This is a genomic window from Flavobacterium sp. AC105 (assembly GCF_979258495.1).
On sequence record NZ_OZ409860.1, the window covers coordinates 663,264 to 687,966 of the forward strand.

A 24,703-nucleotide genomic window follows, 5' to 3' on the forward strand; every position below is an offset into this window, starting at 1 on the left:
GCTTAAAGCGTAAAGCAAGAAAAATGATTACAACAGCAAAAAGATTAGATACAGTTGAAGAATATTACTTCTCCTCAAAATTGAGAGAAGTTCGTCAACTGCAGTCTGAAGGAAAATCTATCATCAATATGGGAATTGGAAGCCCTGATTTGAGTCCGTCGAAAGCAGTAATTGAAGCGGTTGCCGCAGCAATTCTGGATGAAAACGGGCATGGTTATCAGAGCTATCAGGGATTACCGGAATTGAGAAAAGGGATGGCAGATTTTTATCAGAATCAATTTGGTGTTGCGTTAAATCCGAATAATGAGATTTTGCCTTTGATGGGTTCGAAAGAAGGAATCATGCATATTTCGTTAGCTTTTTTAAATGAAGGCGATCACGTTTTGATTCCGAATCCAGGTTACCCGACTTATACTTCGGTAACTAATTTGGTTGGAGCAGTTCCGGTTTATTATGATCTGAAAGAATCAAATGCCTGGGAACCGGATTTTGAAGCTTTGGAAAAATTAGATCTTTCTAAAGTAAAAATCATGTGGCTGGGATATCCGCACATGCCAACAGGAGCGAGAGGAAGTTTAGCGTTATTTGAAAAATTGGTTGCTTTTGCTAATAAACACAACATATTATTGGTGAATGATAATCCGTATAGTTTTGTTTTGAATGATAATCCGATGAGTTTATTGCAGGTTGAAGGCGCAAAAGATGTGGCGCTGGAATTGAATTCATTAAGTAAAACTTTCAATATGGCCGGCTGGAGAGTGGGAATGGTTTTAGGAAATCCTGAAATTATCGATGCAGTCCTAAAAGTAAAAAGCAATATGGACAGTGGAATGTTCTACGGAATTCAAAAAGGAGCAGTTGCAGCTTTGAATTGTGACAAGTCTTGGTTCGAAGATCAAAACAAAATTTACAGACGCCGTAGAGAATTAACAGAAAAACTGGCAGAAAAATTAGGCTGCAAAGTTTATAAAGAAGGAGTTGGGCTTTTTGTCTGGGCAAAACTTCCGCAAGGAATCGAATCAGCAGAGAAGTTCATTGACGAAATATTATACGAGAAACACATTTTTATCACACCGGGAACAATCTTCGGGAGCAATGGTGAAGGATATATCAGATTCTCGTTGTGTGTGAAAGAGGAAAAAGTACAAGAGGCGATAGATCGATTTTAAGTATTAAGATTTTAGAATCAAGAATCAAGATTTTTGTCCAGATTGTCAGGCTGAGCGAAGTCGAAGCCCACGTTCCAATTGGAGCGACCTTCTCCCGAAGCCTCGGGATCGCTCAGGGTGACAGAAAGGTTAAATTAAAACTAAAGGTCTTGAAAAAACGAGAAGCCCTAGCCCTGATAGAAGCGGCATCCTTTTGTGGTGGGGTTCACCACAAAAGATATAGCGGATAGCAGGAAATAGCTTCAAATAAAAATAAATATGAAAGTATACGTAATAGGAATAGGGTTAATAGGCGGTTCTATGGTGCTGGACATCAAAGCTCATCATCCTGATGCCACTATTTTTGGAATAGATAATAACGAAAAACACTTGCAGGAAGCACTTGATTTAGGCGTTATCGATCAGGCAGGAAGTTTTGAAGAATTGGGAGATGCTGATTTTGTAATTGTTTCGGTTCCTGTGGATGTGGCGCTGGTGGTTTTGCCGAAAGTATTGGATTTAGTTGGAGATAAAACAATTGTTTTTGAAGTGGGTTCGACTAAAAAACCAATTTGTGATGCTGTTGCCAGTCACCCAAAAAGAAGAAATTTTATTGCTACGCATCCAATTGCGGGAACGGAGTTCTCCGGACCTTCGGCAGCGATAAGAGGTTTGTTTAAAGGAAAGACAAACATCATTTGTGAGGTGGAAAAAACCACTTTTAAATTGCAGGAAAAGGCTTTGCAGCTTTTTAGCGAAATAGGAATGAGGATTCGATATATGGACCCAACTTCGCACGATAAACACATTGCTTACGTTTCGCATTTGTCGCACATTAGTTCGTTTATGCTCGGAAAAACGGTAATGAACAAGGAAAAAGACGAACAGGATATTTTTGATATGGCGGGAAGTGGATTTGAAAGTACCGTTCGTTTAGCAAAAAGTTCGCCCGCAATGTGGACGCCAATTTTTAAGCAAAACAAAGAACACGTTATTGAAACACTTGAAGAATACATTTCGAATCTGAGTCGGTTTAGGGATTTGTTAAAAGAAGAAAATTACAATGCCATTTTTGATGAAATGGAAAGCACCAATAAAATTAAAGAGATATTAAACGGATTAACTATTAAAAAATAAAAATAAACTAAAAATTAAGATGGAAAATAACAAACAAATGAGAAAGTGGTTAGATGATTTCAATTTAAATCACCCACTTGTGATAGCAGGACCATGTAGTGCAGAAACAGAAGATCAGGTATTGAAAATTGCGCATGAATTGAAAGATTCAAAAGTTAGTGTATTCAGAGCAGGAATCTGGAAACCAAGAACGCGTCCGGGAGGATTTGAAGGTGTTGGAGAAATTGGTTTAAAATGGTTACAAAAAGCTAAAAAAGAAACTGGTTTATTAATGGGAACTGAAGTAGCAACTGCAGCGCATTGTAAACTGGCTTTAGAACATGATATCGACGTTTTATGGGTTGGTGCGCGTACAACTGCAAACCCTTTTGCAGTTCAGGAAATTGCTGATACTTTGAAAGGAACTGATAAAATCGTTTTGGTTAAAAACCCTGTAAACCCTGATTTAGCTTTATGGTTAGGTGGTGTGGAACGTTTACATATGGCTGGAATCGAGAAATTAGGAGTGATTCACAGAGGTTTCTCGACTTACGAAAAAACAAAATACAGAAATATCCCGGAATGGCAGATTGCTATCGAATTACAAAATAAATTTCCTGATTTACCTTTAATCATCGATCCATCTCACATTACCGGAGATCGTAAAATGATTTTTGAAGTAACGCAAGAAGCTTTAGATTTGAATTACGATGGTATGATTATCGAAACGCACTACGATCCGGACAATGCCTGGTCTGATGCTGCGCAACAAGTTACTCCAGACGCTTTGAAACAAATCATTAAAGATTTGACGATTAGAAAAACAGATGATACTACAGATCAGTATACGCAAAAAATGACAAAACTTAGAGCTAACATCGACGTTCTTGATGCTAACTTATTAGAGTTGTTAGGGAAACGTATGAAAGTAGCTGACGAAATTGGTCAGGTGAAAAAAGATGCAAACGTAGCGATTCTTCAAAACAATCGTTGGAATGAAATCTTAGGTAAAATGATTTTGGAAGGTGAGAAAAAAGGTCTTACTGAAGAATTTGTTTTAAGAATGTTCAAAGCAATCCACCAAGAAAGTATTGGTCACCAGGAAAAAATATTCAACGCATAATATTTTTAAAACCATATAAGTGATATAAGTTAATTTAAGTCTTTTCTAAACTTTGCTATTAACTTTTGTTATGTCATTTATGTATATATCAAACAAAATCTCCATTTCTTCTAAAAGAAGATTTGGGGATTTTTTGTTTTATATTATATACCCCACGGTTTCAACCGCGGGTACGCAATTTATAATCATCCCCGAGGTTGAAACCTTGGGCTATGTTTAAAATTATTCATTTATCTTTGCAAAGATTTAGTTTTCAAATCTGAAATCTAATCCCGAAGTTTCGGGACAACAATTTAAAATTAAAGAATGACAGGACTCGTATATAAATCTACAGGAAGTTGGTACACCGTAAAATCGGAACAAGGCGATTTTATAGAATGCCGTATGAAAGGGAAGTTTAGGATGAAAGGTATAAAAAGTACCAATCCTATTGCTGTAGGCGATATTGTCGATTATGAACTCGAAGAAACTTCGGATGCTGTAACGGGAACGATTCACCATATTCACGAAAGAAAAAATTATATCGTTCGTAAATCGGTTAATCTATCGCATCAAATGCATATTATTGCGTCTAATATTGATCGTGTATTTTTGTTGATTACGATTAATAATCCACCAACAACCTTTAACTTTATTGATCGCTTTTTGGTAACTGCCGAAGCTTATAATATTGAAACCATTTTAGTTTTTAATAAAATAGATACTTTTGATGAAACTACGCTTGACGATCAATTATATATGCAATATGTGTATCAGCAAATTGGTTACAAATGCCTGCGTGTTTCTTCGACCGAAATGAAAGGTATCGATGAATTAAAAGAAATGATGATTGGTAAAGTGAGCATGTTCTCCGGACATTCAGGTGTTGGAAAATCGACTTTGGTAAATGCGATGGAACCTTCTTTGCATCTTAAAACCAAAACCATTTCTGAGGCCAGTAAACAAGGTCAGCACACGACGACTTTTGCCGAAATGTATGATTTATCTTTTGATGCAAAAATTATCGATACGCCTGGAATTAAAGGGTTTGGAATTGTAGATATGGAACCTTCGGAAATCAGCGGATACTTTCCGGAATTTTTCAAATTAAAAGATCAATGCAAGTTTAACAATTGTTTACATAAAGAAGAACCGCATTGTGCGATAAAAGCAGCTTTAGAGAAAGACGAGATCGCCTGGTCGCGTTACAATAGTTATTTAAAAATCTTAGAAGGCGATGACGAAAATTATCGTACAGATTCTTATGACGAAGATCGAAAAGCAAGTGATGAACTTAGAAAGTAATTGGGAATGGTTAATTATTGATTAAGATGAATGTATGTCTTATTTCTATTTTTAATTATTACTTAATTTCACTTCACACAAACTTTACTTCATAATATATTTATAATTAACCATTCACAATTTACAATTAATATGAAAGTTGTTCTTCAAAGAGTTTCACAAGCATCCGTAACTGTAGAATCTAAAATTGTTGCCAATATTCAAAAAGGATTATTGATTTTAGTGGGAATTGAAGATGCAGATACTCAGGAAGACATTGACTGGCTGGTTGGAAAAATTATTAAAATGAGAATTTTTGATGATGAAAACGATGTCATGAACTGCTCGGTTCAGGATATCGATGGCGATATTATAGTTGTAAGCCAATTTACACTTCATGCTTCTACCAAAAAAGGAAACCGTCCTTCGTATATAAAAGCTTCAAAACCAGAGTTCGCAATTCCGATGTATGAGAATTTTGTTACATCTTTAGAAAGAGACTTTAATAAAAAAATACAAACCGGAATTTTTGGCGCTGATATGAAAGTCAGTCTGTTAAACGACGGACCCGTAACTATTTTAATAGACAGTAAAAATCGGGAATAAATATTAATAAACAAATGTTAAGGATTTCTAAAAATAATATATATTTGGCGAAATTACTTATTGATGAAAAAGCTTTTTTTCCCGTTATTTTTTTTCCTTTTTACCCTAATTTCTTCTGCTCAAAAGAGCGAATATCCTGTAACCACAATTTCTGATAGTCTTAAAGAAAATGCCAATGCTGTAGTTCGTTTGGATCAAATGGATATTACCATTGCTTCGCAGCGAAGTATGACCTTGAAATCGCAGCGTATTGTAACAGTTTTTAATGAAAAAGGACTGGAGCATATTAATGCGTATCAGCATTATGATAAATCAAGCGGAATAAAAAGTATTGAGGCCATTGTTTATGACGCATTTGGCAACGAAATCAAAAAAATCAAACGAAAAGATTTTAAAGATCAAAGTGCCGTAAGCGGAAGTACGCTCTTTTCTGATAGCCGTATAATGTTTTTAGATTATACACCAATTTCATATCCTTTTACGATTGTTTATAATAGTGAAGTTGAAACTTCGAATACAGCTTTTATACCGCGATGGTATTTTTTGGGTGATTATAATGTAAGTATAGAAAAATGTGTCTTAAATGTATCTTATCCAAATGATCTGGGATTTAAAAAGAAAGAGTTTTATTTCTCCGATTTCAATATTAAAAAAACTATTGACAGCGATACAAAACTGAGTTATGTTGCGGTAAATATTTTCGCCAGAAAATCAGAAGATTACAGTCCTTCTACAGATGATCTTTTTCCTAAAGTTATGATGGGTTTAGAACACTTTCATCTTGAAGGTGTAGATGGAACGGCTACTACATGGGAAGCATTTGGAAAATGGTACAGCGAAAAAATTCTTAGTGGAACTACGGTTTTGCCCGAAGAAACCAAAGCCAAAATAAAAGCATTGGTTGGCGATGAAAAAGATCCTGTTAAAAAAGCAAAAATCATTTATGATTATGTTCAGAAAAAATCGAGATATGTAAATATTGCAGTTGGTATTGGTGGCTGGAAACCTATGCTTGCCGCCGATGTAGACCGTTTGGGATATGGGGATTGTAAAGCATTGTCTAATTATACCAAAGCACTTTTACAGGCAGTCGATGTTCCTTCTTATAATACTATTTTATATGGAGATCGCTACAAATCAAATATTCAGTCTGATTTTGTTTCGATGCAGGGAAATCATATGATATTGGCAATTCCAAATGGAGAAAAATATACTTTTTTAGAATGTACAAGTCAGGATGATCCTTTTGGATATCAGGGAACTTTTACAGACGATAGAGATGTTTTAGTCGTTAAACCGGAAGGTGGTGTAATTGTTAGAACGACTATTTATGCTGATAAAGGAAATACTCAAAACGATAAAGGCGTTTACACTATCGATGAAAAAGGAAATTTTTCAGGCTCAGTATCTATTATTTCAGAAGGTTCTCAGTATAATAGAAAATCACAAATAGAATCTTTGCAGCCAACCGAAAAAGAAGCACATTATAAAGAATACTGGGATAATATCAATAATTTGAAACTCGGAAAAATAACTTTTACAAACGATAAAGAAAATATTCGTTTTACGGAAGATGTTCAATTAAGTGCGATTAATTACGGAGCGATTTCAGCTAATAAAATGATTTTTCCAATTGATGCTTTCAATCAAAATACCGGAAGTGTAAAGCGCATCAGAAATAGAAAAAACCCATTTCAGATTCAGCGTGGTTATTTAGATTCAGATGAAATCGAAATTAATTTGCCTTCAGGTTTTACCATTGAATTTTTGCCTTCGAACTTTGAATTAAAAGGAAAATTTGGCGAATACAAAACCGAAATCATCAAAAAAGAAAACAATAAACTGACTTACAAACGCACCATGTTTTTAAATAAAGGAAAATATTCTAACAAAGAATATGATGAATACCGCCTTTTTATGGAGCAAGTGTCAAGAAACGATAATGCCAAAATTATACTAACCAAGAACTAATACCCAATGAAATTAATTAAACTTTTTAGCCTGTCAATTCTACTGTTATTTATCTCAAATGTAACAGCGCAGGAGTTTAAATTAGGAAAAGTATCCATCGCCGAATTAGAACAAAAAGTGCATCCAAAAGATTCTGCTGCGGTTGCTGCGGTTTTATACAAAAGAGGAGAAACCAGAATTGAATACGATCAGACTGATGGATTTGTTACCTTAACGGATGTTGAAACCAGAATCAAGATTTATAAAAAAGAAGGTTACGATTGGGCAAATCAAAAAGTATGGTATTACAATCAGACTAATCTAAAAGAACGTGTTTTTTTTACAGACGCCGTTACCTATAATTTGGTGAATGGTAAAATCGAAAAAACAAAGCTAAAAAGTGATGGTATTTTTGATGAAGTTCTTAATAAATACCGAGGGCAAAAAAAGATTACAATGCCTAATGTTAAAGAAGGATCTGTAATAGAATTTAGATATACGATTAAATGTCCGAGTGACAGAATCATTAGAGAGTGGGATTTTCAAACCTCTATTCCGGTAAATTATTCTGAATTCTCCACTTTTATACCGGAATATTATGTTTTTAATTCAAGACAAAAAGGGTATGTTTTTCCTAAAATGATTACTCAAAAAAATCCAAAATCCATAACTTTTACAGATAAGGAAAGATCTAATGGAAATGTTTCGACTACTACTTATTCAACTAGTAAATTAGATTATCTGGAGAACCAAACTACTTACAAAGCGGTAGATTTTCCGGCTATGAAAGATGAGGCATTCGTAAATAATATTGATAATTATACTTCAAGTGTTCAATATGAATTGTCTTTGACGAAATTTCCAAGTTCTGCAATGAAAGAATATTCAACAGATTGGAATTCAGTTGTTAGAACAATTTATGAATATGATGATTTTGGACCAGAATTAAATAAAACAGGTTATTTTGAAGATGATTTAAAAGTATTGCTTACAGGAAAAAATACTCCTGAAGAAAAAATATGGGCGATTTTTAATCATGTAAAAGCTAACGTAAAGTGGAATGACTATATGGGATATAGCTGTGATGCCGGAGTTAGAAAAGCATATAAAGAAAAAACAGGAAATGTTGCCGATATCAATTTGATGCTGACAGCCATGTTACGTTATTCCGGTTTAACAGCAAATCCGGTTTTGGTAAGCACGCGCGCTAACGGAATCGCTTTATTCCCAAACAGAAATGCTTTTAATTATGTAATTGCTGCAGTTGAAACTCCAAACGGAAATATTTTGCTTGATGCAACTGAAAAATTTTCAACACCAAATATCCTGCCTTTAAGAGTTTTAAACTGGTCAGGAAGATTAATTAGAAAAGACGGTACATCGCAAGAAATAGATTTAATGCCGGCCAAACCATCTACTGATGCCGTTTTTATGAATTATAGTATTGATCCGGAAGGAAAAATTACGGGAAAAACCAGAAGACAATGCACAGATTATAACGCGATGATTACAAGAGATAATATTGATGGTGTAAAAGAGGATGCATACTTAGAAAAACTCGAAAATGAAAACAATAAAATCGAGATTAGCGAGTACACAAGAGCAAATGAAAAAGATGTTTTATTGCCAACTATGGAAACTTATTCTTTTACCGGAAATAATTTATGCGAAGTAATTGGAGGTAAAATATATGTAAATCCAATGTTGTTTTTTACAAACGATAAAAATCCTTTTAAACAGGAAACGCGTGAATATCCGGTAGATTTTAGTTATCCGTATGTAGACAAATACAATATTACGATTCAAATTCCGGAAGGATTCATGGTTGAAACCCTACCAGCGCCAGTAGCTTACAATATGGAAGACAATTTAGGGAGTTTTAAATTTAATATTGCGGCAAGTGGTAATATACTTCAGGTAAATATTTTGCACCAAATTAATGAAGCGATAGTTTCTACTGAAAAATACGAAATGCTAAAAGAATATTATAAAGGAATGGTAGCTAAAGAAACTGAAAAAATAGTTTTAAAAAGAATATAAGTATGAAATTTAGAAGTTTAGTAATAGTTATTTTTCTATTTTTTTATATTTCAGGGAAGGCTCAAAAATTTGAACTGGGAAAGGTTAGTATTGCTGAGCTTCAGCAAAAAGTGCATCCAAAAGATTCATCAGCAGTTGCTGCCATACTTTATAAAAAAGGAGAATCTAGAATTGAATATGATCAGAAAGACGGATTTATTACCTTAACAGATGTTGAAACCAGAATTAAGATTTATAAAAAAGAAGGTTACGATTGGGCTAATCAAAAAGTATGGTATTATAATGCAACTTACTTAAAGGAAAATGTTTTTTTTACAGATGCGTTTACCTATAATTTGGTGAATGGCAAAATCGAAAAAACAAAGCTAAAAAGTGACGGTATTTTTGACGAAATATTGAATAAAATCAAGGGTCAAAAAAAGATTACAATGCCTAATGTTAAAGAAGGATCTGTAATAGAATTTAGATATACGATTAAATGTCCTAGTGAAAAAATCATTAGAGAATGGGATTTTCAAACCTCTATTCCGGTAAATTATTCTGAATTCTCCACTTTCATACCGGAATATTATGTTTTTAATTCAAGACAAAAAGGATATGTTTATCCTAAAATAACGACGCAGAAAAATCCTAAATCTTTTACTTTTACCAATAAAGAGCAGCGCGTTGGACTATCCAAACCGAATAATTTTACAGCAGATTTAGATTATATTGAAAATCAAACTACATACAAAGCGGTTGATTTGCCTGCAATGAAAGAAGAGGATTATGTAAATAGTATTTATAATTATACCGCATCAGTTTCACATGAGTTATCATTGATGAAATTTCCCAATTCTCCTATGAAAGAGTTTGCTACAGACTGGAATTCGGTTGTAACGACAATTTACGAATATGATGATTTTGGTCCTGAACTAAATAAAACAGGTTATTTTGAAGATGATTTAAAAGTGTTGCTTGCAGGAAAAAATACTTTGGAAGAAAAAATATGGGACATTTTTAATCATGTAAAAGCCAATGTGAAATGGAATGGTTATTATGGATATAGCTGTGATAGCGGAGTTAAAAAAGCATACAAAGAAAAATCAGGAAATATTGCCGACATTAATTTAATGCTTACTGCTATGTTGCGTTATTCTGGTTTAACAGCAAATCCGGTTTTAGTAAGTACGCGTGCGAACGGCATCGCTTTATACCCAAACAGAAATGCTTTTAATTATGTAATTGCTGCAGTTGAAACTCCACAAGGATATATTTTACTTGATGCGAGTGATCCATATTCAACACCAAACATTTTGCCTTTAAGAGATTTAAACTGGTCAGGAAGATTAATTAGAAAAGACGGTACATCAGACAAAATAGATTTAATGCCGGACACAGTATCAAATGATAATGTTTTTATGAATTATAGTATTGACGCGGAAGGAAAAATTACAGGAAAAACCAGAAGACAATGTACGGATTATAATGCGATGGTTACCAGACGTAAAATGAATAGTTTAAAGGAAGAAGAGTATCTGGAAAAACTCGAAAATGAAAACAATAAAATTGAAATTAGCGAATATACCAGAAAAAATGAAAATGAAATTTTACAGCCAACCATAGAATCATATTCGTTTACAGGAAATAATTTGTGTGAAGTAATTGGCGGTAAAATATATGTGAACCCGATGTTGTTTTTTACAAACGATAAAAATCCTTTTAAGCAGGAAGTACGTGAATATCCGATAGATTTTAGTTACCCAAATTTAAACAAATACAATATCACCATTCAGATTCCTGAAGGTTTTGCGGTTGAAACTTTACCTGCACCAGTGGTTTACAATATGGAAGATAATTTAGGAAGTTTTAAGTTTACTATTGCTTCAAATGGAAATTCACTTCAGTTAAATGTTTCGCATCAAATCAACGAAGCAATTGTTTCTGCAGAGAAATATGAAATGCTAAAAGAATATTACGCAGGAATGATCGCTAAAGAATCTGAAAAAATAGTTTTAAAAAGAATATAAAGATGCCATTACGTTTCGTAGTTGTTTTATTTTTTATGGTTTCGAGTTTTACTAAAAGTATTGCTCAAAGTCATGAATTAGGAAATGTAACTATTGCGGAATTACAAGAAAAATCAAATCCAAAAGATACAACCGCACCCTCTGCAATTCTATTTAAAAAAGGAAGAACTTTTTTTACTCATAATCCATCAGGTTTTGTTTCGAATAATGTTTATGAATTTAAAATCAAAATTTATAAAAAAGAAGGCTTAAGCTGGGCGAACCAAAAGGTAGCTTATTTTGTTGGTTACGATGGTTTGAACGATGATGTAGTTAAATTTTCGGATGCGATTACTTACAATCTTGAAAATGGCGTCATCGTTAAGACAAAATTAAAGGACGAAGGTAATTTTAAAGCCAAAAAAAATAAATACTGGAATGAGGCAGTAATTACGTTGCCAAATGTAAAAGTGGGTTCCATAATAGAGTTCAAATATATTTTAAAAAGAGAGATGTTAATCCGCCTTCCGGATTTCGATTTCCAATTTGATATTCCGGTTAATTATGCTGAATATAAAACGGAAATTCCAGAATATTATATTTACAAAACACTATTAATAGGATATAATAAAGTCGAAAATAAATCCTATATAACAGAAAGCAAAGAAATATATCCGGAAATTTTTAAAATAATTAATACAACTTACACAGCCTTCAATATTCCTGCACTTCATGAAGAAAAGTATGTCGATAACATAAACAATTACTTAAGTTCTATACACAACGAATTAGAAGGAAAAAGGTTTCCAAATGTAACCTATGAAGACTATAAAAATCCTTGGGAGGCAATAGTAAAATTGATTTTTATAAGCGAAAGTTTTGGCAAAGAACTTGAAGAAAAAGATTTTTTAGCTGAAGATGTAAAACAATTAATAATAAATGCTGAATCTCAAAACCAGAAATTAAATATCATTTTTAATTTCCTTCAAAACAAGATGAATTGGGATGGAGAAAACGGTTATTATTCGAATAAAGGAATTGTAAAAGCGTATAAAGATAAGATTGGAAACGTTGCCGAAATCAATTTTATATTGATAAATATGCTAAAATTAGCAGGCATAGAAGCAAATCCGGTTTTAGTAAGTACGATTGAAAACGGAATACCAATTTATCCCACAAAAACGGGCTTTAATTATGTTATAGCTTCCGCAGAAATTGACGGGAAACAAATACTTCTGGATGCATCACATAAATTTACTTCACCAAATATATTACCGTTAAACGTATTAAACTGGAAAGGAAGATTAATAAAAAAAGACGGCACTTCGCAGGAAATAGATTTAATACCAGTCAAACCATCCAAAGAATATACAAACGTTCTGGTAAAAATAGATGCTTTAGGAAAAATGAATGGCAAAGCCAAAATTCAAAGAGCAGATTATCAGGCTTATAATTTCAGGCTTGAGAATGACAATAAAAACGAAGAAACGTATCTTGAAAAATTAGAAGAAGAATTAGGAGGTTTACAGCTATACGATTATAAAATCGAAAATAAAAAAGAAAATCTTGCCGAACCTGTTTTAGAAACATTTTCTTTTACAGAAGAAAACCATTCGGAGATTATTGGCGATAAGATATTTTTTAATCCGTTATTGTTTTTAACTCAGACTAAAAATCCGTTTAATCAGGAAAAGAGGCAAATGCCAATTTATTTTGGTTATCCTACAGAAAATAAAATTATTATAAACGTAGAAATCCCTGTAGGTTATGAAGTAGAATCAATGCCAAAACCTATTCAGATTTCATCAGAAAATAAAGAGATTGTTTTTGTTTTGGATATTTTAAAAGTCGAAAACAAAATCCAGATTAGCTGTTCAAGATTGATTAACAACAGTATGTTTGCGGCAGATCAATATGGCGGACTAAAAGATCTTTTCCAGAAAGTAATTGCCATTCAAAATGAAAAAATAGTTTTAAAAAGAATATAAACATGACATTACGTTCCATTATAATATCATTTTTCCTTATTGCAGGTTTTACCAAAAGTATTGCCCAAAGTCACGAATTAGGAAAAGTTACCATTGCTGAATTACAAGAAAAATCAAACCCAAAAGATACAACTGCTCCGGCCGCAATCTTATTTAAAAAAGGAAGAACTTTTTTTACCTATACTCAGGGAAAAGGTATTGTTGCCAATAATGTTTATGAATTCAGAATTAAAATTTATAAAAAAGAAGGACTTAGCTGGGCCAATCAAAATGTCTCTTATTATGTAGGATATGAAAACATGGGCGATGATGTGGTTAATTTTTCTAACGCAGCCACATACAATCTTGAAAATGGAGAAATTGTAAAAACAAAATTAAATAGTGAGGGGAGTTTCAAAAATAAAATAAATAAATATTGGAACCAGGCTTCGATTACTTTACCAAACGTAAAAGTGGGATCTGTAATTGAATTCAAGTATCTTTTGAAATCAGAAAATATAATCAGACTTCCTGATTTTGATTTTCAGTATACTATTCCGGTAAATTATTTTGAATATAAAACCGAAATTCCGGAATTCTTTATTTATAAAACGTTGCTTGTTGGGAGCTCAAAAATTGAAACGACTTCAGAAATGGTTTACAGCAAACAGATGTACGCTGATGGATACAAACAAATTAATAGTTTTTATTCTTCAAAAGATATTCCTGCACTCAAGGATGAAAAATTTGTTGACAATATAGATAATTACAAAGGATCAGTTCAAAACGAATTAGAGCGGGAAAGATATCCGGACAGACCCGTTGTTAATTATACAAAAACATGGGAAGGCGTTGCAACTTCGATCTATAAAAATAAAGATTTTGGAGATGAGCTTAAAAAGAAGGATTATTTTTCGGAAGACTTAAAAGGAATATTGCAGAAAGATGGTTCTGTAAAAGAGCATTTAAACTCGATTTTTAAGTTTGTTCAAAATAGAATGAATTTTAACGGGCATAGAGGATTTTTAACTGATAAAGGTGTTAAAAAAGCATATGAAGAAAAAGAAGGAAATGTTGCTGAAATTAATTTCATTATGATTTCAATGCTAAGATCGGCAGGCATTTCAGTTAATCCGGTTTTAGTGAGCACAATTGAAAATGGTGTTCCTGTATTTCCAAATCGAACGGTTTTTAATTATGTCATTGGAGCCGCTGAAATTGACGGACAGAAGATTTTATTAGATGCTTCAAATAAGTTTACAAGTCCAAATATTTTGCCGTTGAATCTTCTAAACTGGAAAGGAAGACTTATCAGAGAAGACGGTTCTTCTGAAGAAATTGAATTGATTCCCAAAGTTACTTCAAAAGATAATTATACAATAATTGCAAGTTTAAAACCAGATTTGAGTGAAATTGAAGGCAAGTTGAGAATAAAGAAAACAGATTATGAAGCTTTTCGATTTAGAGAAATAAATTCAAATAAAAAGGAGGATTCTTATTTAGAAAAACTGGAAAATGATTTAGGCCAAATTGAGATTAAGGATTATATAATCGAAAATAAAAACGGGGATTTGTCAAAGCCCATACAGGAAGAATTTAATTTTACAGCCAAAAACTCTTATGATATTATCGGAGGAAAATTATTTATAAAGCCGATACTTTTTTTTACTAATGTTACAAATCCATTGAATCAGGAACACAGACAAATGCCTGTTTATTTTGGATATCCGGCTCAGGACAGCTATAATGTTTTTTTGGATATTCCAGATGGCTTTGTTGTTGAATCGATGCCAAAACCAATGCGAATTGTAACAGAAAACAAAGACGCATCATATACAATGAATATGATGGTTGAAGAAAATAAAATACACATTCAGGTTATTAAGGAAATAAACAAGTCTATTTTTGCGACTGATGATTATGATATGCTGAAAGAATTTTTTCAGAATATTACGGTGAGCCAAAATGAAAAAATAGTTTTAAAAAGAATATAAACATGACATTACGTTCCATTATAATATCATTTTTCCTTATTGCAGGTTTTACCAAAAGTATTGCCCAAAGTCACGAATTAGGAAAAGTTACCATTGCTGAATTACAAGAAAAAGCAAACCCAAAAGATACTACGGCTCCGGCAACAATCTTATTTAAAAAAGGAAGAACTTTTTTTACTTATAGCCATGATGTGGGGTTTTCGGCCAATCATGTTTATGAATTTAAAATCAAAATTTATAAAAAAGAAGGATTGGCTTGGGCAGACCAAAAAGTCCGTATTTATATTGGTTATGAAAACCTGAATGAAGATCGGTTAGATTTTTCGGATGCTGTAACGTATAATCTTGAAAACGGAAAAGTCGTTAAAACAAAACTGGACAATCAAGGTACTTTCAAGAAAAACATAAATAAATACTGGAATGAAAAAGCGATAACATTGCCTAACGTAAAAGTAGGCTCAATTATCGAATACAAATACGTTTTAAAATCAGAAAACATTGTTAAACTTCCTGATTTTCAAATTCAGTATGATATTCCTTTGGATTATTTTGAATACAAAACCGAAATACCGGAAATGTATATTTACAAACCAATTTTGGTAGGAAACCAATCCATAACAACAGATGCTAAATTGGTTAATGGCAGTCAAAGTTTTCAAAACGAAAATAGTCAAACCAATCATCTTTCATACAGGCAGATTAATACCTTTTATTCCGGTAAAGATATTCCCGCTTTAACGGATGAACCTTATGTAAACAATCCGGATAATTATAGAGGAACCATTCAGCACGAGCTGGAGAGAATCAGATATACTGATAAACCGGACAAAGATTATACCATTACCTGGGAAGGCGTGGCGGCATCTATTTTTAAAGATGATAATTTTGGAAAAGAACTCAATGAAAAGATTTTTTTATTAGAAGATGTAAAACGACTATTAACGAATGTTGAAGATCCAAAAGAAAGATTAGATATCATTTTTAAATTCGTTCAGAATAAAATGAACTGGGACGAAACCAGAGGCTGTTATACAGATAAAGGCGTTGTAAAAGCCTATAAAGATCAAACAGGAAATGTAGCCGAGATCAATTTTATTTTGATCAATATGCTTAAAATTGCAGGAATTGATGCTAATCCGGTTTTAGTGAGCACGATTCAAAACGGAGTTCCGGTTTACCCAACAAGAACTGGTTTTAATTATGTTATTGCTGCTGCCGAAATTGACGGAAAACAAATTCTTCTGGATGCCACACATAAATTTACGGCACCCAATATTTTGCCTTTAAATGTTTTAAACTGGAAAGGAAGACTGATTAAAAAAGACGGGACTTCGCAGGAAATTAATTTAGAATCTACTGCAACATCCAAAGAATATTTGACCATAATGGCCAAAATTGATGGTGTTGGAAAAATGGAAGGGAAAATCAGGATTCAGAGAACAGATTATGAAGCATATAGTTTCAGAGTTGAAAATGCCAATAAAAATCAAGAAAATTATCTCGAAAAATTTGAAGAACAATTAGGAGGTTTGAAAATTTCAAATTATGCTATTGAAAATAAAAAGACCAATTTGTCAGGTCCAATTTTAGAAACCTTTGACTTTGCATCAGATAATCAGTTTGATATTATAGGCGGTAAAATGTTTATTAATCCGCTATTGTTTTTTACAACAACAAAAAATCCTTTTACTCAGGAAAAAAGGCAAATGGCGATTTATTTTGGATATCCAACTCAGGAAAAATTCAATGTCAATTTAGAAATCCCTGAAGGATATGCTGTTGAATCGTTGCCAACCGCAGTGCGAATTTCATCAGAAAATAAAGAAATAACATTTATGTTAAATATTTCCAGTCAGGGAAACAAAATTCAAATAAGTTGTACCAAAGAAATTAATGATAGTATTTTTGCAGCTGGCGATTATAATGCCTTAAAGGAACTTTTTCAAAAAGTGATCGTCAGTCAAAACGAAAAAATTATTCTTAAAAAAATATAATCATGGATTTGAAAAATGCACAATTAGACGTTGATACCTGGATAAAAGAACACGGCGTTCGTTATTTTAACGAATTGACAAATATGGCGCAGCTTACAGAAGAAGTTGGCGAAGTTGCAAGAATTATTGCCCGCCGTTACGGAGAACAGTCTGAAAAAGAAAGCGATAAAAACAAAGACTTAGGCGAAGAATTGGCCGATGTAGTTTTTGTAGTTTTATGTTTAGCCAATCAAACCGGAATTGATTTGCAAGCCGCATTTGACAAAAAAATGGATTTGAAGTCAGTTAGAGATAAAGATCGCCATAAAAACAACGATAAATTAAAATAATTGTGAAATATCACTCATAAGTTTTGAATTATGAGTTTTGAATTTTGAATTATGAGTGGGGAGTGGTAAATTGCGGGGCTGAATTAGGTTTCTAATCATTCATAATTCATAATTTACAACTTACAATTAAAAAAATGAATTTACTACTTCAAACAACTCAACATAACTTACAAGGACAAATTGCAGTAACAGGATCAAAAAGCGAAACCAATCGTTTATTATTGCTAAAAGCTTTGTTCCCAAATATTACACTTGCCAATACATCAAACTCAGATGATAGCGAGGTAATGCAAAAAGCCCTGATTGGAAATGACGAAATTGTAGATATTCACCACGCCGGAACCGCAATGCGTTTTTTAACCGCTTATTTTGCTGTAAACGAAGGCCGTGAAGTTGTTATGACAGGCTCAGGCAGAATGCAGGAACGCCCAATAAAAATTCTTGTTGAAGCTTTGGGACAATTGGGAGTTGAGATTTCTTATGAAAAAGAAGAAGGATATCCGCCAATTAGAATCAAAGGAAAAAAAGTTACCGCTTCAAAAGTAACTTTGGCAGCAAATGTAAGCAGCCAGTATATTTCGGCACTTTTATTAGTAGCTTCAAAATTAGAAAATGGTTTAGAATTGACTTTAGAGGGAGAAATCACTTCAATTCCGTATATCAAAATGACTTTGGCTTTGCTAAAAGATTTGGATATTCAAACCAGTTTTGAAGGAAACGTAATTAAAGTTTATCCAAAAACTGAAGTTGAAACCAAAGAAATGGTTGTAGAATCAGATTGGAGTTCAGCATCTTACTTTTTTAGTTTGGTGGCTTTGGCCGATACCGCTTCAATAACATTAAGCAGTTATAAAGAAAATAGTTTACAAGGAGATTCTGAATTAGTTTCGCTTTACGAGAAATTAGGAGTTAAAACTACGTTTCAGGACAATAAAATGACTTTGGTAAAACAAGAGAATTTCAACTTTGAAACCGTAAACTTCGAATTAAACAATACGCCCGATATTGCTCAAACTATTGTAGTAACTTGTTTAGGTTTAGGAATTGGCTGTCATTTAACCGGACTTCACACTTTAAAAATCAAAGAAACTGACCGATTGGAAGCACTAAGAATTGAACTTACAAAACTGGGAGCAAACATTTCAGTTACAAATGATAGTTTAACTTTGACAGCTTCAGAAAACATCAATCATAATATAAAAATTGCCACTTACAACGATCACCGTATGGCAATGGCTTTTGCACCTTTAGCTCTTAAAGTGCCAATTATTATCGAAAATGCCGAAGTAGTTTCTAAATCATATCCTGATTTCTGGAATGATTTGAAAGCTTTAGATTTCCAGATTTCAGAATTGTAATAAAAATATTCGCCACGAATTCACGAATTATTATTTAGAATTTAAAATTCGTGAATTCGCGGCGAAAAAAATATAGCCCCTAGTTTTAACTAGGGTTTTTTTATGATTATGTTTTTCGGCTTTAGCCAAATAAAACGACGCTAAATTTTCAAGAATCGGCATTAAATGAACTTATATAACTTATATGGTGAAAAAAACCTTTTTTTACCAACTGGAAACACCACTGAATCAACGACTTTTGAAAATAAACATCAAAACACTTGACAACGCCTATCTCACAATCGTATATTTGCACACGATTTATAATTTTAGATAGAAAATCTAAAATCTACACTCTAAAATCAGCAATGTCAATATGAAATTATCACATTTTCAATTTAATTTACCGAAAGAACTTTTAGCGGAATTTCCAGCAGAAAACAGAGACGAGTCTCGTTTAATGGTAATCGATCGTCAAAAACAAACTATAGAGCACAAAATGTTCAAAGATGTTATCAATTATTTTGATGACGGAGACGTTTTGATTCTTAACAATACTAAAGTTTTCCCTGCACGTTTGTACGGAAACAAAGAAAAAACAGGAGCAAGAATTGAAGTTTTCTTATTAAGAGAATTAAATTCTGAGCAACGTCTTTGGGACGTTTTAGTTGATCCGGCGAGAAAAATCCGTATCGGAAACAAACTTTATTTTGGCGATGACGATTCGTTAGTTGCTGAGGTAATCGACAACACCACTTCTCGTGGTAGAACTTTACGTTTTTTATATGACGGTTCTTATGAAGAATTCAGAAACAAATTGACAGAACTTGGAGAAACTCCAATTCCTAAATACATCAACAGAGAAGTAACTGCAGAAGATGCTGAAAGATACCAAACAATCTACGCAAAAGAAGAAGGAGCTGTGGCTGCACCAACTGCAGGTTTACACTTCTCGAAACACCTTTTGAAAAAATTAGAAATCAAAGGAGTAAATTTTGCTGAAGTAACACTTCACGTAGGTTTAGGGACTTTTAACCCGGTTGAGGTTGAAGATTTGTCTAAACATAAAATGGATTCGGAAGAATTGATTATCAAACAAGAAGCCTGCGACATTGTAAATGAAGCAAAAGCAAAGAAAAAACGTATTTGCGCTGTTGGAACAACTTCTATGCGTGCCATTGAAAGTTCAGTTTCTTCTCAAAACACATTGAATCCTTACGAGGGATGGACCAATAAATTTATTTTTCCTCCTCACGATTTTAGTATTGCAAACTGTATGATCACCAATTTCCACACACCAAAATCAACATTATTAATGATGATTTCTGCTTTCTGTGGTCATGATTTAATGAAAAGAGCTTACGACGAAGCAATCAAAGAAGAATACAAATTCTATTCTTACGGAGATGCAATGCTGATCATCTAATTTGCGAAGCGAATAAGTATAAAAGAAAACCTGTCAGAAATGATGGGTTTTTTTATTTAAAAATTTGTTTCAGTTTTTTTTTGTTTCAGGTTTCAGCTGTTGGAGGATCGACATAACATAGTCCACGGTTTCAACCGTGGGAGACGGATTATAATCATATATTGTGCTCCAACGGTTGAAACCGTTGGCAATGTTGAAATCGATCAATTTAATTTTTCGTATTATAAAGTTTCAGGTTTCAGAACGTTAAACTTGAAACCTGAAACCTGAAACAAAAAAACATTTTCCTATTTTTACGCTTCAAAACAAAAAAGATGACTTTTCAAAATACACGCGAATTCGCACGAGAGCTTGATTCGCAAGACACATTAAACCAATATCAGGAACAATTTATTTTTCCTAAAGTAAATGATAAACGCGTAATTTATTTTACAGGAAACTCTTTAGGCTTACAGCCAAAACGAACCAAGGCTTATATAGACGAAGTAATGAACGATTGGGCAGATCTTGCCGTTGAAGGTCATTTTTATGCTCAAAAACCGTGGTGGGATTATCAGGAAAGATTTGCAGAACCATTAAGTAAAATCGTAGGTGCTTTGCCTTCAGAAGTTACAGTAATGAATACGTTGACGGTAAACCTTCATTTATTGATGGTTTCGTTTTATCAGCCAAAAGGCAAACGTTATAAAATTATTTGCGAGGAAAAAGCATTTCCATCAGATCAATATATGTTTCAGAGTCAGGTACATTTTCATGGATATAAAACAGAAGATGCAATTGTAGAAATAAAAAGAAGAGAGGGAGAACACAATATTCGTCTGGAAGATGTTTTGGCAAAAATTGAAGAAGTGGGTGAGGAACTGGCTTTGGTTTTAATAGGTGGAGTAAACTATTACACCGGACAAGTTTTTGATATTAAAACAATAACTGCAGCCGGACACAAAGCAGGAGCAAAAGTAGGATGGGATTTAGCACACGCTGCCGGAAATATCAAACTGGAGCTTCATGATTGGAACGTTGATTTTGCCGCCTGGTGCAGTTATAAATATATGAATTCAGGACCAGGAAATGCGTCTGGTTGTTTCGTTCACGAAAAACACCATAATGATTCCAGCTTACCAAGATTTGCAGGTTGGTGGGGACATAATAAAGAACGCCGTTTTAAAATGGAACCAACTTTTGATCCCGTTCACGGAGCAGGAGGATGGCAAATTAGTAATTTACCGGTTCTTTCGTTAGCACCCTATTTAGCTTCGGTAGAAATGTTTGCTGAAGTTGGAATGGATACCTTAATCAAAAAAAGAGATCACATTACCTCTTATTTAGAATTCATTTTGCATGAAATCGATAAAGAAGTAAAAGGTAATTTTGAAATTATTACACCTTCAAATCCTGAAGAAAGAGCGTCGCAATTGTCTGTTTTTTTACACGGGGAAGGAAGAAGCTTGTTCGATTATTTAATGAAAAACGGAGTTATTACAGATTGGCGTGAACCAAACGTAATTCGTTTAGCGCCAGTTCCGTTATATTGTTCATATGAAGATATGTATGATTTTGGACAAATTCTTAAAAAAGGAATTTTAGGATAAGGCATAATCTCGCAATCCCCATAGCTATCGGGATTGCGAGATTTTTTAAACTATCAATATAATAATCTGCTTAAATCTTTAAATCTGCGTGAAAAAAGGAATAGAAAATCAGTTTTAATCTGCGTTTGCTTTAGCATTCCGTTTCATTCGCGTTCAAACTCAGCAGAATCTTCTAATTCTATAATCTTTCAGCCAAATCCTGTAACATCAACTAAAAGGAATCTCCTTTACTTTGTAGTGTATAAATCTTTAAAACTACAATCATGAAATCCTTATATATTATTATAATTTCTTTGTCAATTATTTCTTGTCAGAATCAAGGAAAAATGGATATGAAAAAAGCCAAACAAGCCAGTATTGATTCCATGAAAGTTGAAATCGGAAAACAAAAAGTAATCGATTCAATGAAAACTGAAATGGCGAAGATGAAAGAGGAAAGAAAAGTTGAGTCTCAAAAAGTTGTTGTTGTACATCAAAATGACGGAACTGCAACATCGTCTACAACTACAACAACTAAAAAGAAAGGATGGAGTTCAACTGCTAAAGGAGCCGCAATTGGTGCCGGAGTTGGTGCTGTAACCGGAGCAATCGTAAGTAAGAAAAAAGGTGAAGGAGCCATAATTGGAGGATTGGCCGGAGCCGGAGTTGGTGCTGGAACAGGAGCAATTATCGATGGAAGCAAGAAAAAACAATAGACTAATGTCTACAAATATAAAAACCCCGATTTAGAATTCTAGATCGGGGTTTTGTTTTTATGCCAATTTCAGAGTAGGAATTTTTATATTGTCTAATTCTGATCTGTAAAAATCGAAAGCTGCTTTAATTTTGTCTTCATCATTTTTAAAATAAAAAGTTGAGATAAATAAATTTTGATAATATTCGATTCCTTCAAAAAGATTTCCTTTAAAACTATTCCATTTTTTAAGCTGTGCGTTGGTGATTTCTCCAGAAATGTTTTCGATTTCATTTCTAAAATAATCGACATACATTTTTAATTCCTTTACAAATAGATTCGGACGATTCTCAGTTCTCAAAACCGACTTATTTCCGTAAATATGACCCAACATATCACTCAAAGAAACTTCGTGATCAAAATAAGCCATATTTGGCCCGGGACATATTACAACGCCTTGCGCCTGACCTTTTATCTTAATATTATTTTCTAAATACGAAGCATTTGCCAGGCCAACACATAAACATGATTTTTCGGTGATCGTGAATTTCGCTTTCTCAAAAGATTCAGGAGAAAGAATCTCTTTTTTACTTTCCAGTTCCTCCAGTTTTAAATCCTGAAACTTTTTCGAGGCCGTACAAATTCCGTGAGAATCATATTCTTTGCTTAATGCTAAAAACTTTTTCGGGCAAGAACTTCCTGCCTTGTTTTCGTGAATTCGTTTTTGTTTCAGGATTTCGTTTGTAGTCCCTTTCAAAGTATTAAACGGAACTCCTAAAGGCGAAATATGACTTAAATATAAATCTTCTTCTTTTGCCTTCATCAATAATTCGCGTGTTGCTTTATCTACAGAAGTTGCTTCGGGAACCAATAAAAACGGAGATCCCCAGCCAACAGAATCAACATCGTAATTTTCTAATAAAAACTCATGTTCTTCAGCAGTTCCAACGCCGCCCTGAACGGTAATTTTCAAAGGCAAAGGGTTTTCAGGAACAGGCAATTGCTTTTGCTGTAAAACCTTAGTCATCAATTCGTGTGCCGATTGAATAAGCTGCTCTTTTTTCTGTGTGAATTCTTCTAAAATAGGTCCCAACAAAAGTCCATCGGTTGCAAAAGCATGTCCGCCGCAATTTAATCCGGATTCAATTCGATATTCAGAAACCCAAAGTCCTTTTTTAGCTAAAAAATTTCCCTGAATCATAGCCGATCTAAAATCACTTACTTTTAAAGTAATTTTCTTTTTTAGTTTGTTATTAATATTCGGAAAGAAATCAGAAAAATTCTCAAAATAACTGTATAATCTCGGATTCATTCCTGCAGAAAGCACAACCGAAGATTCAAGATTGCTATTTGCAAAACCTCTTAAAGCTGCGTGTGCATCGTTAAATTCAATTGGAAGCTGTTCGTCTTTAACAAAATTATCTTTATCCAGTTTTGTCATGATGTTCACATCAATATCTCCAAGCGAAAGATGCGATTCGATATAATGCTGAATGTTTTCCTTAAAAGAAATTCCGTCGTCAAGCATATTCTGAAACCCTTTTTTGATGTCAGAAGTTGTGGGTAACATCGCAATATAATTTTCTAAAGCCGTTTTGCTTTCTACAAGTTCGGTTTTAAAATTTTCGAATTTTTCTTTTACAATTTTATCGACCAGATTTAGGTAAGAAGTAATTCTTTCGGCACGATAATCCTGAAATTTCTGCGTTATTTCTTCGTACGGAAGATTAAATTTGGTACTGTAAAAGTTACGCATCTTCTCAATTAAATCATCATCAGCAATCGAAACAACAGACGAAATACCATATTGAGCCACTCGAATTGGGCTGTCTATTGTATAGGCAAGTCCCATAACAGGAATATGAAAAGTGTGTAAGGATGTTTTTGTCATTTGTTTTCAAATTAAAATAAAAACAAATGTTGGGAAATATTTTTTCAAAAAACCTGATAATTGTCAGGTTTGAAAATGGTTGAAAAAGTTTGCCAAGAATTTCACGAATTTTTCTTTTGAGTAAAAGTGTAGTCCCTAAAGGGACATCGTACTTGGTGATAACTTTTTATTTCTACCAATATTTAACTCCTAAAGGAGTATATCTGCAATAATGCTATACCTCGTAGAGGTTAAATGTTGGTAGAAAATAAATTGAAGTGTTTAGAATT

General features: G+C 33.2%; 17 protein-coding genes. 16 read left to right on the forward strand and 1 reads right to left on the reverse strand.

Going from position 1 to position 24,703, the window contains the following annotated elements; translation table 11 throughout:
• The first annotated feature begins 23 nt into the window (after window positions 1–23).
• The 16 genes from ACZ0AH_RS02765 to ACZ0AH_RS02840 all read left to right on the forward strand — a co-directional run bounded on the left by ACZ0AH_RS02765 (window position 24) and on the right by ACZ0AH_RS02840 (window position 22,565).
• Window positions 24–1,169: a pyridoxal phosphate-dependent aminotransferase gene (locus ACZ0AH_RS02765; protein ID WP_463474364.1), complete on the forward strand. Its 1,146-nt coding sequence runs from the start codon at window positions 24–26 to the stop codon at window positions 1,167–1,169.
• Between the two features lie 258 nt (window positions 1,170–1,427).
• Window positions 1,428–2,285, forward strand: a complete 858-nt coding sequence (locus ACZ0AH_RS02770) for a prephenate dehydrogenase (protein ID WP_463474365.1) — start codon at window positions 1,428–1,430, stop codon at window positions 2,283–2,285.
• A 19-nt stretch (window positions 2,286–2,304) separates the two neighbouring features.
• Window positions 2,305–3,387 (forward strand): chorismate mutase, encoded by a 1,083-nt coding sequence (locus tag ACZ0AH_RS02775; RefSeq protein ID WP_428231482.1) that lies wholly within the window; start codon window positions 2,305–2,307, stop codon window positions 3,385–3,387.
• A gap of 306 nt (window positions 3,388–3,693) precedes the next feature.
• On the forward strand, window positions 3,694–4,671 hold the full coding sequence (rsgA, locus tag ACZ0AH_RS02780) for a ribosome small subunit-dependent GTPase A (RefSeq protein WP_463474366.1): 978 nt from the start codon (window positions 3,694–3,696) through the stop codon (window positions 4,669–4,671).
• Window positions 4,672–4,803: 132 nt separating this feature from the next.
• Window positions 4,804–5,256 carry a D-aminoacyl-tRNA deacylase gene (dtd, locus tag ACZ0AH_RS02785; protein WP_463474367.1) on the forward strand — a complete coding sequence of 151 codons (453 nt, stop codon included), beginning with the start codon at window positions 4,804–4,806 and terminating at the stop codon, window positions 5,254–5,256.
• Window positions 5,257–5,319: 63 nt separating this feature from the next.
• Entirely contained in the window at window positions 5,320–7,227 is a 1,908-nt protein-coding gene (locus ACZ0AH_RS02790; protein WP_463474368.1) for a DUF3857 domain-containing protein, read from the forward strand.
• A 6-nt stretch (window positions 7,228–7,233) separates the two neighbouring features.
• A complete protein-coding gene (locus ACZ0AH_RS02795) occupies window positions 7,234–9,246 on the forward strand; it encodes a transglutaminase domain-containing protein (protein ID WP_463474369.1) in 2,013 nt (670 codons plus the stop codon).
• A gap of 2 nt (window positions 9,247–9,248) precedes the next feature.
• Window positions 9,249–11,255: a transglutaminase domain-containing protein gene (locus ACZ0AH_RS02800; RefSeq protein ID WP_463474370.1), complete on the forward strand. Its 2,007-nt coding sequence runs from the start codon at window positions 9,249–9,251 to the stop codon at window positions 11,253–11,255.
• 2 nt (window positions 11,256–11,257) lie between these two features.
• Window positions 11,258–13,222, forward strand: a complete 1,965-nt coding sequence (locus tag ACZ0AH_RS02805) for a DUF3857 domain-containing protein (protein ID WP_463474371.1) — start codon at window positions 11,258–11,260, stop codon at window positions 13,220–13,222.
• A 2-nt stretch (window positions 13,223–13,224) separates the two neighbouring features.
• Window positions 13,225–15,195, forward strand: a complete 1,971-nt coding sequence (locus ACZ0AH_RS02810) for a DUF3857 domain-containing protein (RefSeq protein ID WP_463474372.1) — start codon at window positions 13,225–13,227, stop codon at window positions 15,193–15,195.
• A gap of 2 nt (window positions 15,196–15,197) precedes the next feature.
• Window positions 15,198–17,189, forward strand: coding sequence for a DUF3857 domain-containing protein (locus ACZ0AH_RS02815; RefSeq protein WP_463474373.1), 1,992 nt, complete (start codon window positions 15,198–15,200; stop codon window positions 17,187–17,189).
• A gap of 2 nt (window positions 17,190–17,191) precedes the next feature.
• Window positions 17,192–17,518 carry a nucleotide pyrophosphohydrolase gene (locus ACZ0AH_RS02820; RefSeq protein WP_012022600.1) on the forward strand — a complete coding sequence of 109 codons (327 nt, stop codon included), beginning with the start codon at window positions 17,192–17,194 and terminating at the stop codon, window positions 17,516–17,518.
• A gap of 134 nt (window positions 17,519–17,652) precedes the next feature.
• Window positions 17,653–18,876, forward strand: coding sequence for a 3-phosphoshikimate 1-carboxyvinyltransferase (locus ACZ0AH_RS02825; RefSeq protein WP_463474374.1), 1,224 nt, complete (start codon window positions 17,653–17,655; stop codon window positions 18,874–18,876).
• A gap of 355 nt (window positions 18,877–19,231) precedes the next feature.
• Entirely contained in the window at window positions 19,232–20,281 is a 1,050-nt protein-coding gene (queA, locus tag ACZ0AH_RS02830; protein ID WP_029270572.1) for a tRNA preQ1(34) S-adenosylmethionine ribosyltransferase-isomerase QueA, read from the forward strand.
• A 314-nt stretch (window positions 20,282–20,595) separates the two neighbouring features.
• Window positions 20,596–21,870 (forward strand): kynureninase, encoded by a 1,275-nt coding sequence (gene kynU, locus ACZ0AH_RS02835; protein ID WP_463474375.1) that lies wholly within the window; start codon window positions 20,596–20,598, stop codon window positions 21,868–21,870.
• Window positions 21,871–22,133: 263 nt separating this feature from the next.
• On the forward strand, window positions 22,134–22,565 hold the full coding sequence (locus ACZ0AH_RS02840; RefSeq protein WP_463474376.1) for a YMGG-like glycine zipper-containing protein: 432 nt from the start codon (window positions 22,134–22,136) through the stop codon (window positions 22,563–22,565).
• A gap of 57 nt (window positions 22,566–22,622) precedes the next feature.
• On the opposite strand, the gene ACZ0AH_RS02845 is transcribed toward ACZ0AH_RS02840, so the two are convergent.
• Window positions 22,623–24,434 carry a hypothetical protein gene (locus ACZ0AH_RS02845; protein ID WP_463474377.1) on the reverse strand — a complete coding sequence of 604 codons (1,812 nt, stop codon included), beginning with the start codon at window positions 24,432–24,434 and terminating at the stop codon, window positions 22,623–22,625.
• Between the last annotated feature and the right edge of the window lie 269 nt (window positions 24,435–24,703).

Coding starts and splice junctions, on each gene's coding strand:
- ACZ0AH_RS02765 (WP_463474364.1), top strand. CDS start 24: ATGATTACAACAGCAAAAAGATTAGATACAGTTGAAGAATATTACTTC.
- ACZ0AH_RS02770 (WP_463474365.1), top strand. CDS start 1,428: ATGAAAGTATACGTAATAGGAATAGGGTTAATAGGCGGTTCTATGGTG.
- ACZ0AH_RS02775 (WP_428231482.1), top strand. CDS start 2,305: ATGGAAAATAACAAACAAATGAGAAAGTGGTTAGATGATTTCAATTTA.
- rsgA (WP_463474366.1), top strand. CDS start 3,694: ATGACAGGACTCGTATATAAATCTACAGGAAGTTGGTACACCGTAAAA.
- dtd (WP_463474367.1), top strand. CDS start 4,804: ATGAAAGTTGTTCTTCAAAGAGTTTCACAAGCATCCGTAACTGTAGAA.
- ACZ0AH_RS02790 (WP_463474368.1), top strand. CDS start 5,320: ATGAAAAAGCTTTTTTTCCCGTTATTTTTTTTCCTTTTTACCCTAATT.
- ACZ0AH_RS02795 (WP_463474369.1), top strand. CDS start 7,234: ATGAAATTAATTAAACTTTTTAGCCTGTCAATTCTACTGTTATTTATC.
- ACZ0AH_RS02800 (WP_463474370.1), top strand. CDS start 9,249: ATGAAATTTAGAAGTTTAGTAATAGTTATTTTTCTATTTTTTTATATT.
- ACZ0AH_RS02805 (WP_463474371.1), top strand. CDS start 11,258: ATGCCATTACGTTTCGTAGTTGTTTTATTTTTTATGGTTTCGAGTTTT.
- ACZ0AH_RS02810 (WP_463474372.1), top strand. CDS start 13,225: ATGACATTACGTTCCATTATAATATCATTTTTCCTTATTGCAGGTTTT.
- ACZ0AH_RS02815 (WP_463474373.1), top strand. CDS start 15,198: ATGACATTACGTTCCATTATAATATCATTTTTCCTTATTGCAGGTTTT.
- ACZ0AH_RS02820 (WP_012022600.1), top strand. CDS start 17,192: ATGGATTTGAAAAATGCACAATTAGACGTTGATACCTGGATAAAAGAA.
- ACZ0AH_RS02825 (WP_463474374.1), top strand. CDS start 17,653: ATGAATTTACTACTTCAAACAACTCAACATAACTTACAAGGACAAATT.
- queA (WP_029270572.1), top strand. CDS start 19,232: ATGAAATTATCACATTTTCAATTTAATTTACCGAAAGAACTTTTAGCG.
- kynU (WP_463474375.1), top strand. CDS start 20,596: ATGACTTTTCAAAATACACGCGAATTCGCACGAGAGCTTGATTCGCAA.
- ACZ0AH_RS02840 (WP_463474376.1), top strand. CDS start 22,134: ATGAAATCCTTATATATTATTATAATTTCTTTGTCAATTATTTCTTGT.
- ACZ0AH_RS02845 (WP_463474377.1), bottom strand. CDS start 24,434: ATGACAAAAACATCCTTACACACTTTTCATATTCCTGTTATGGGACTT.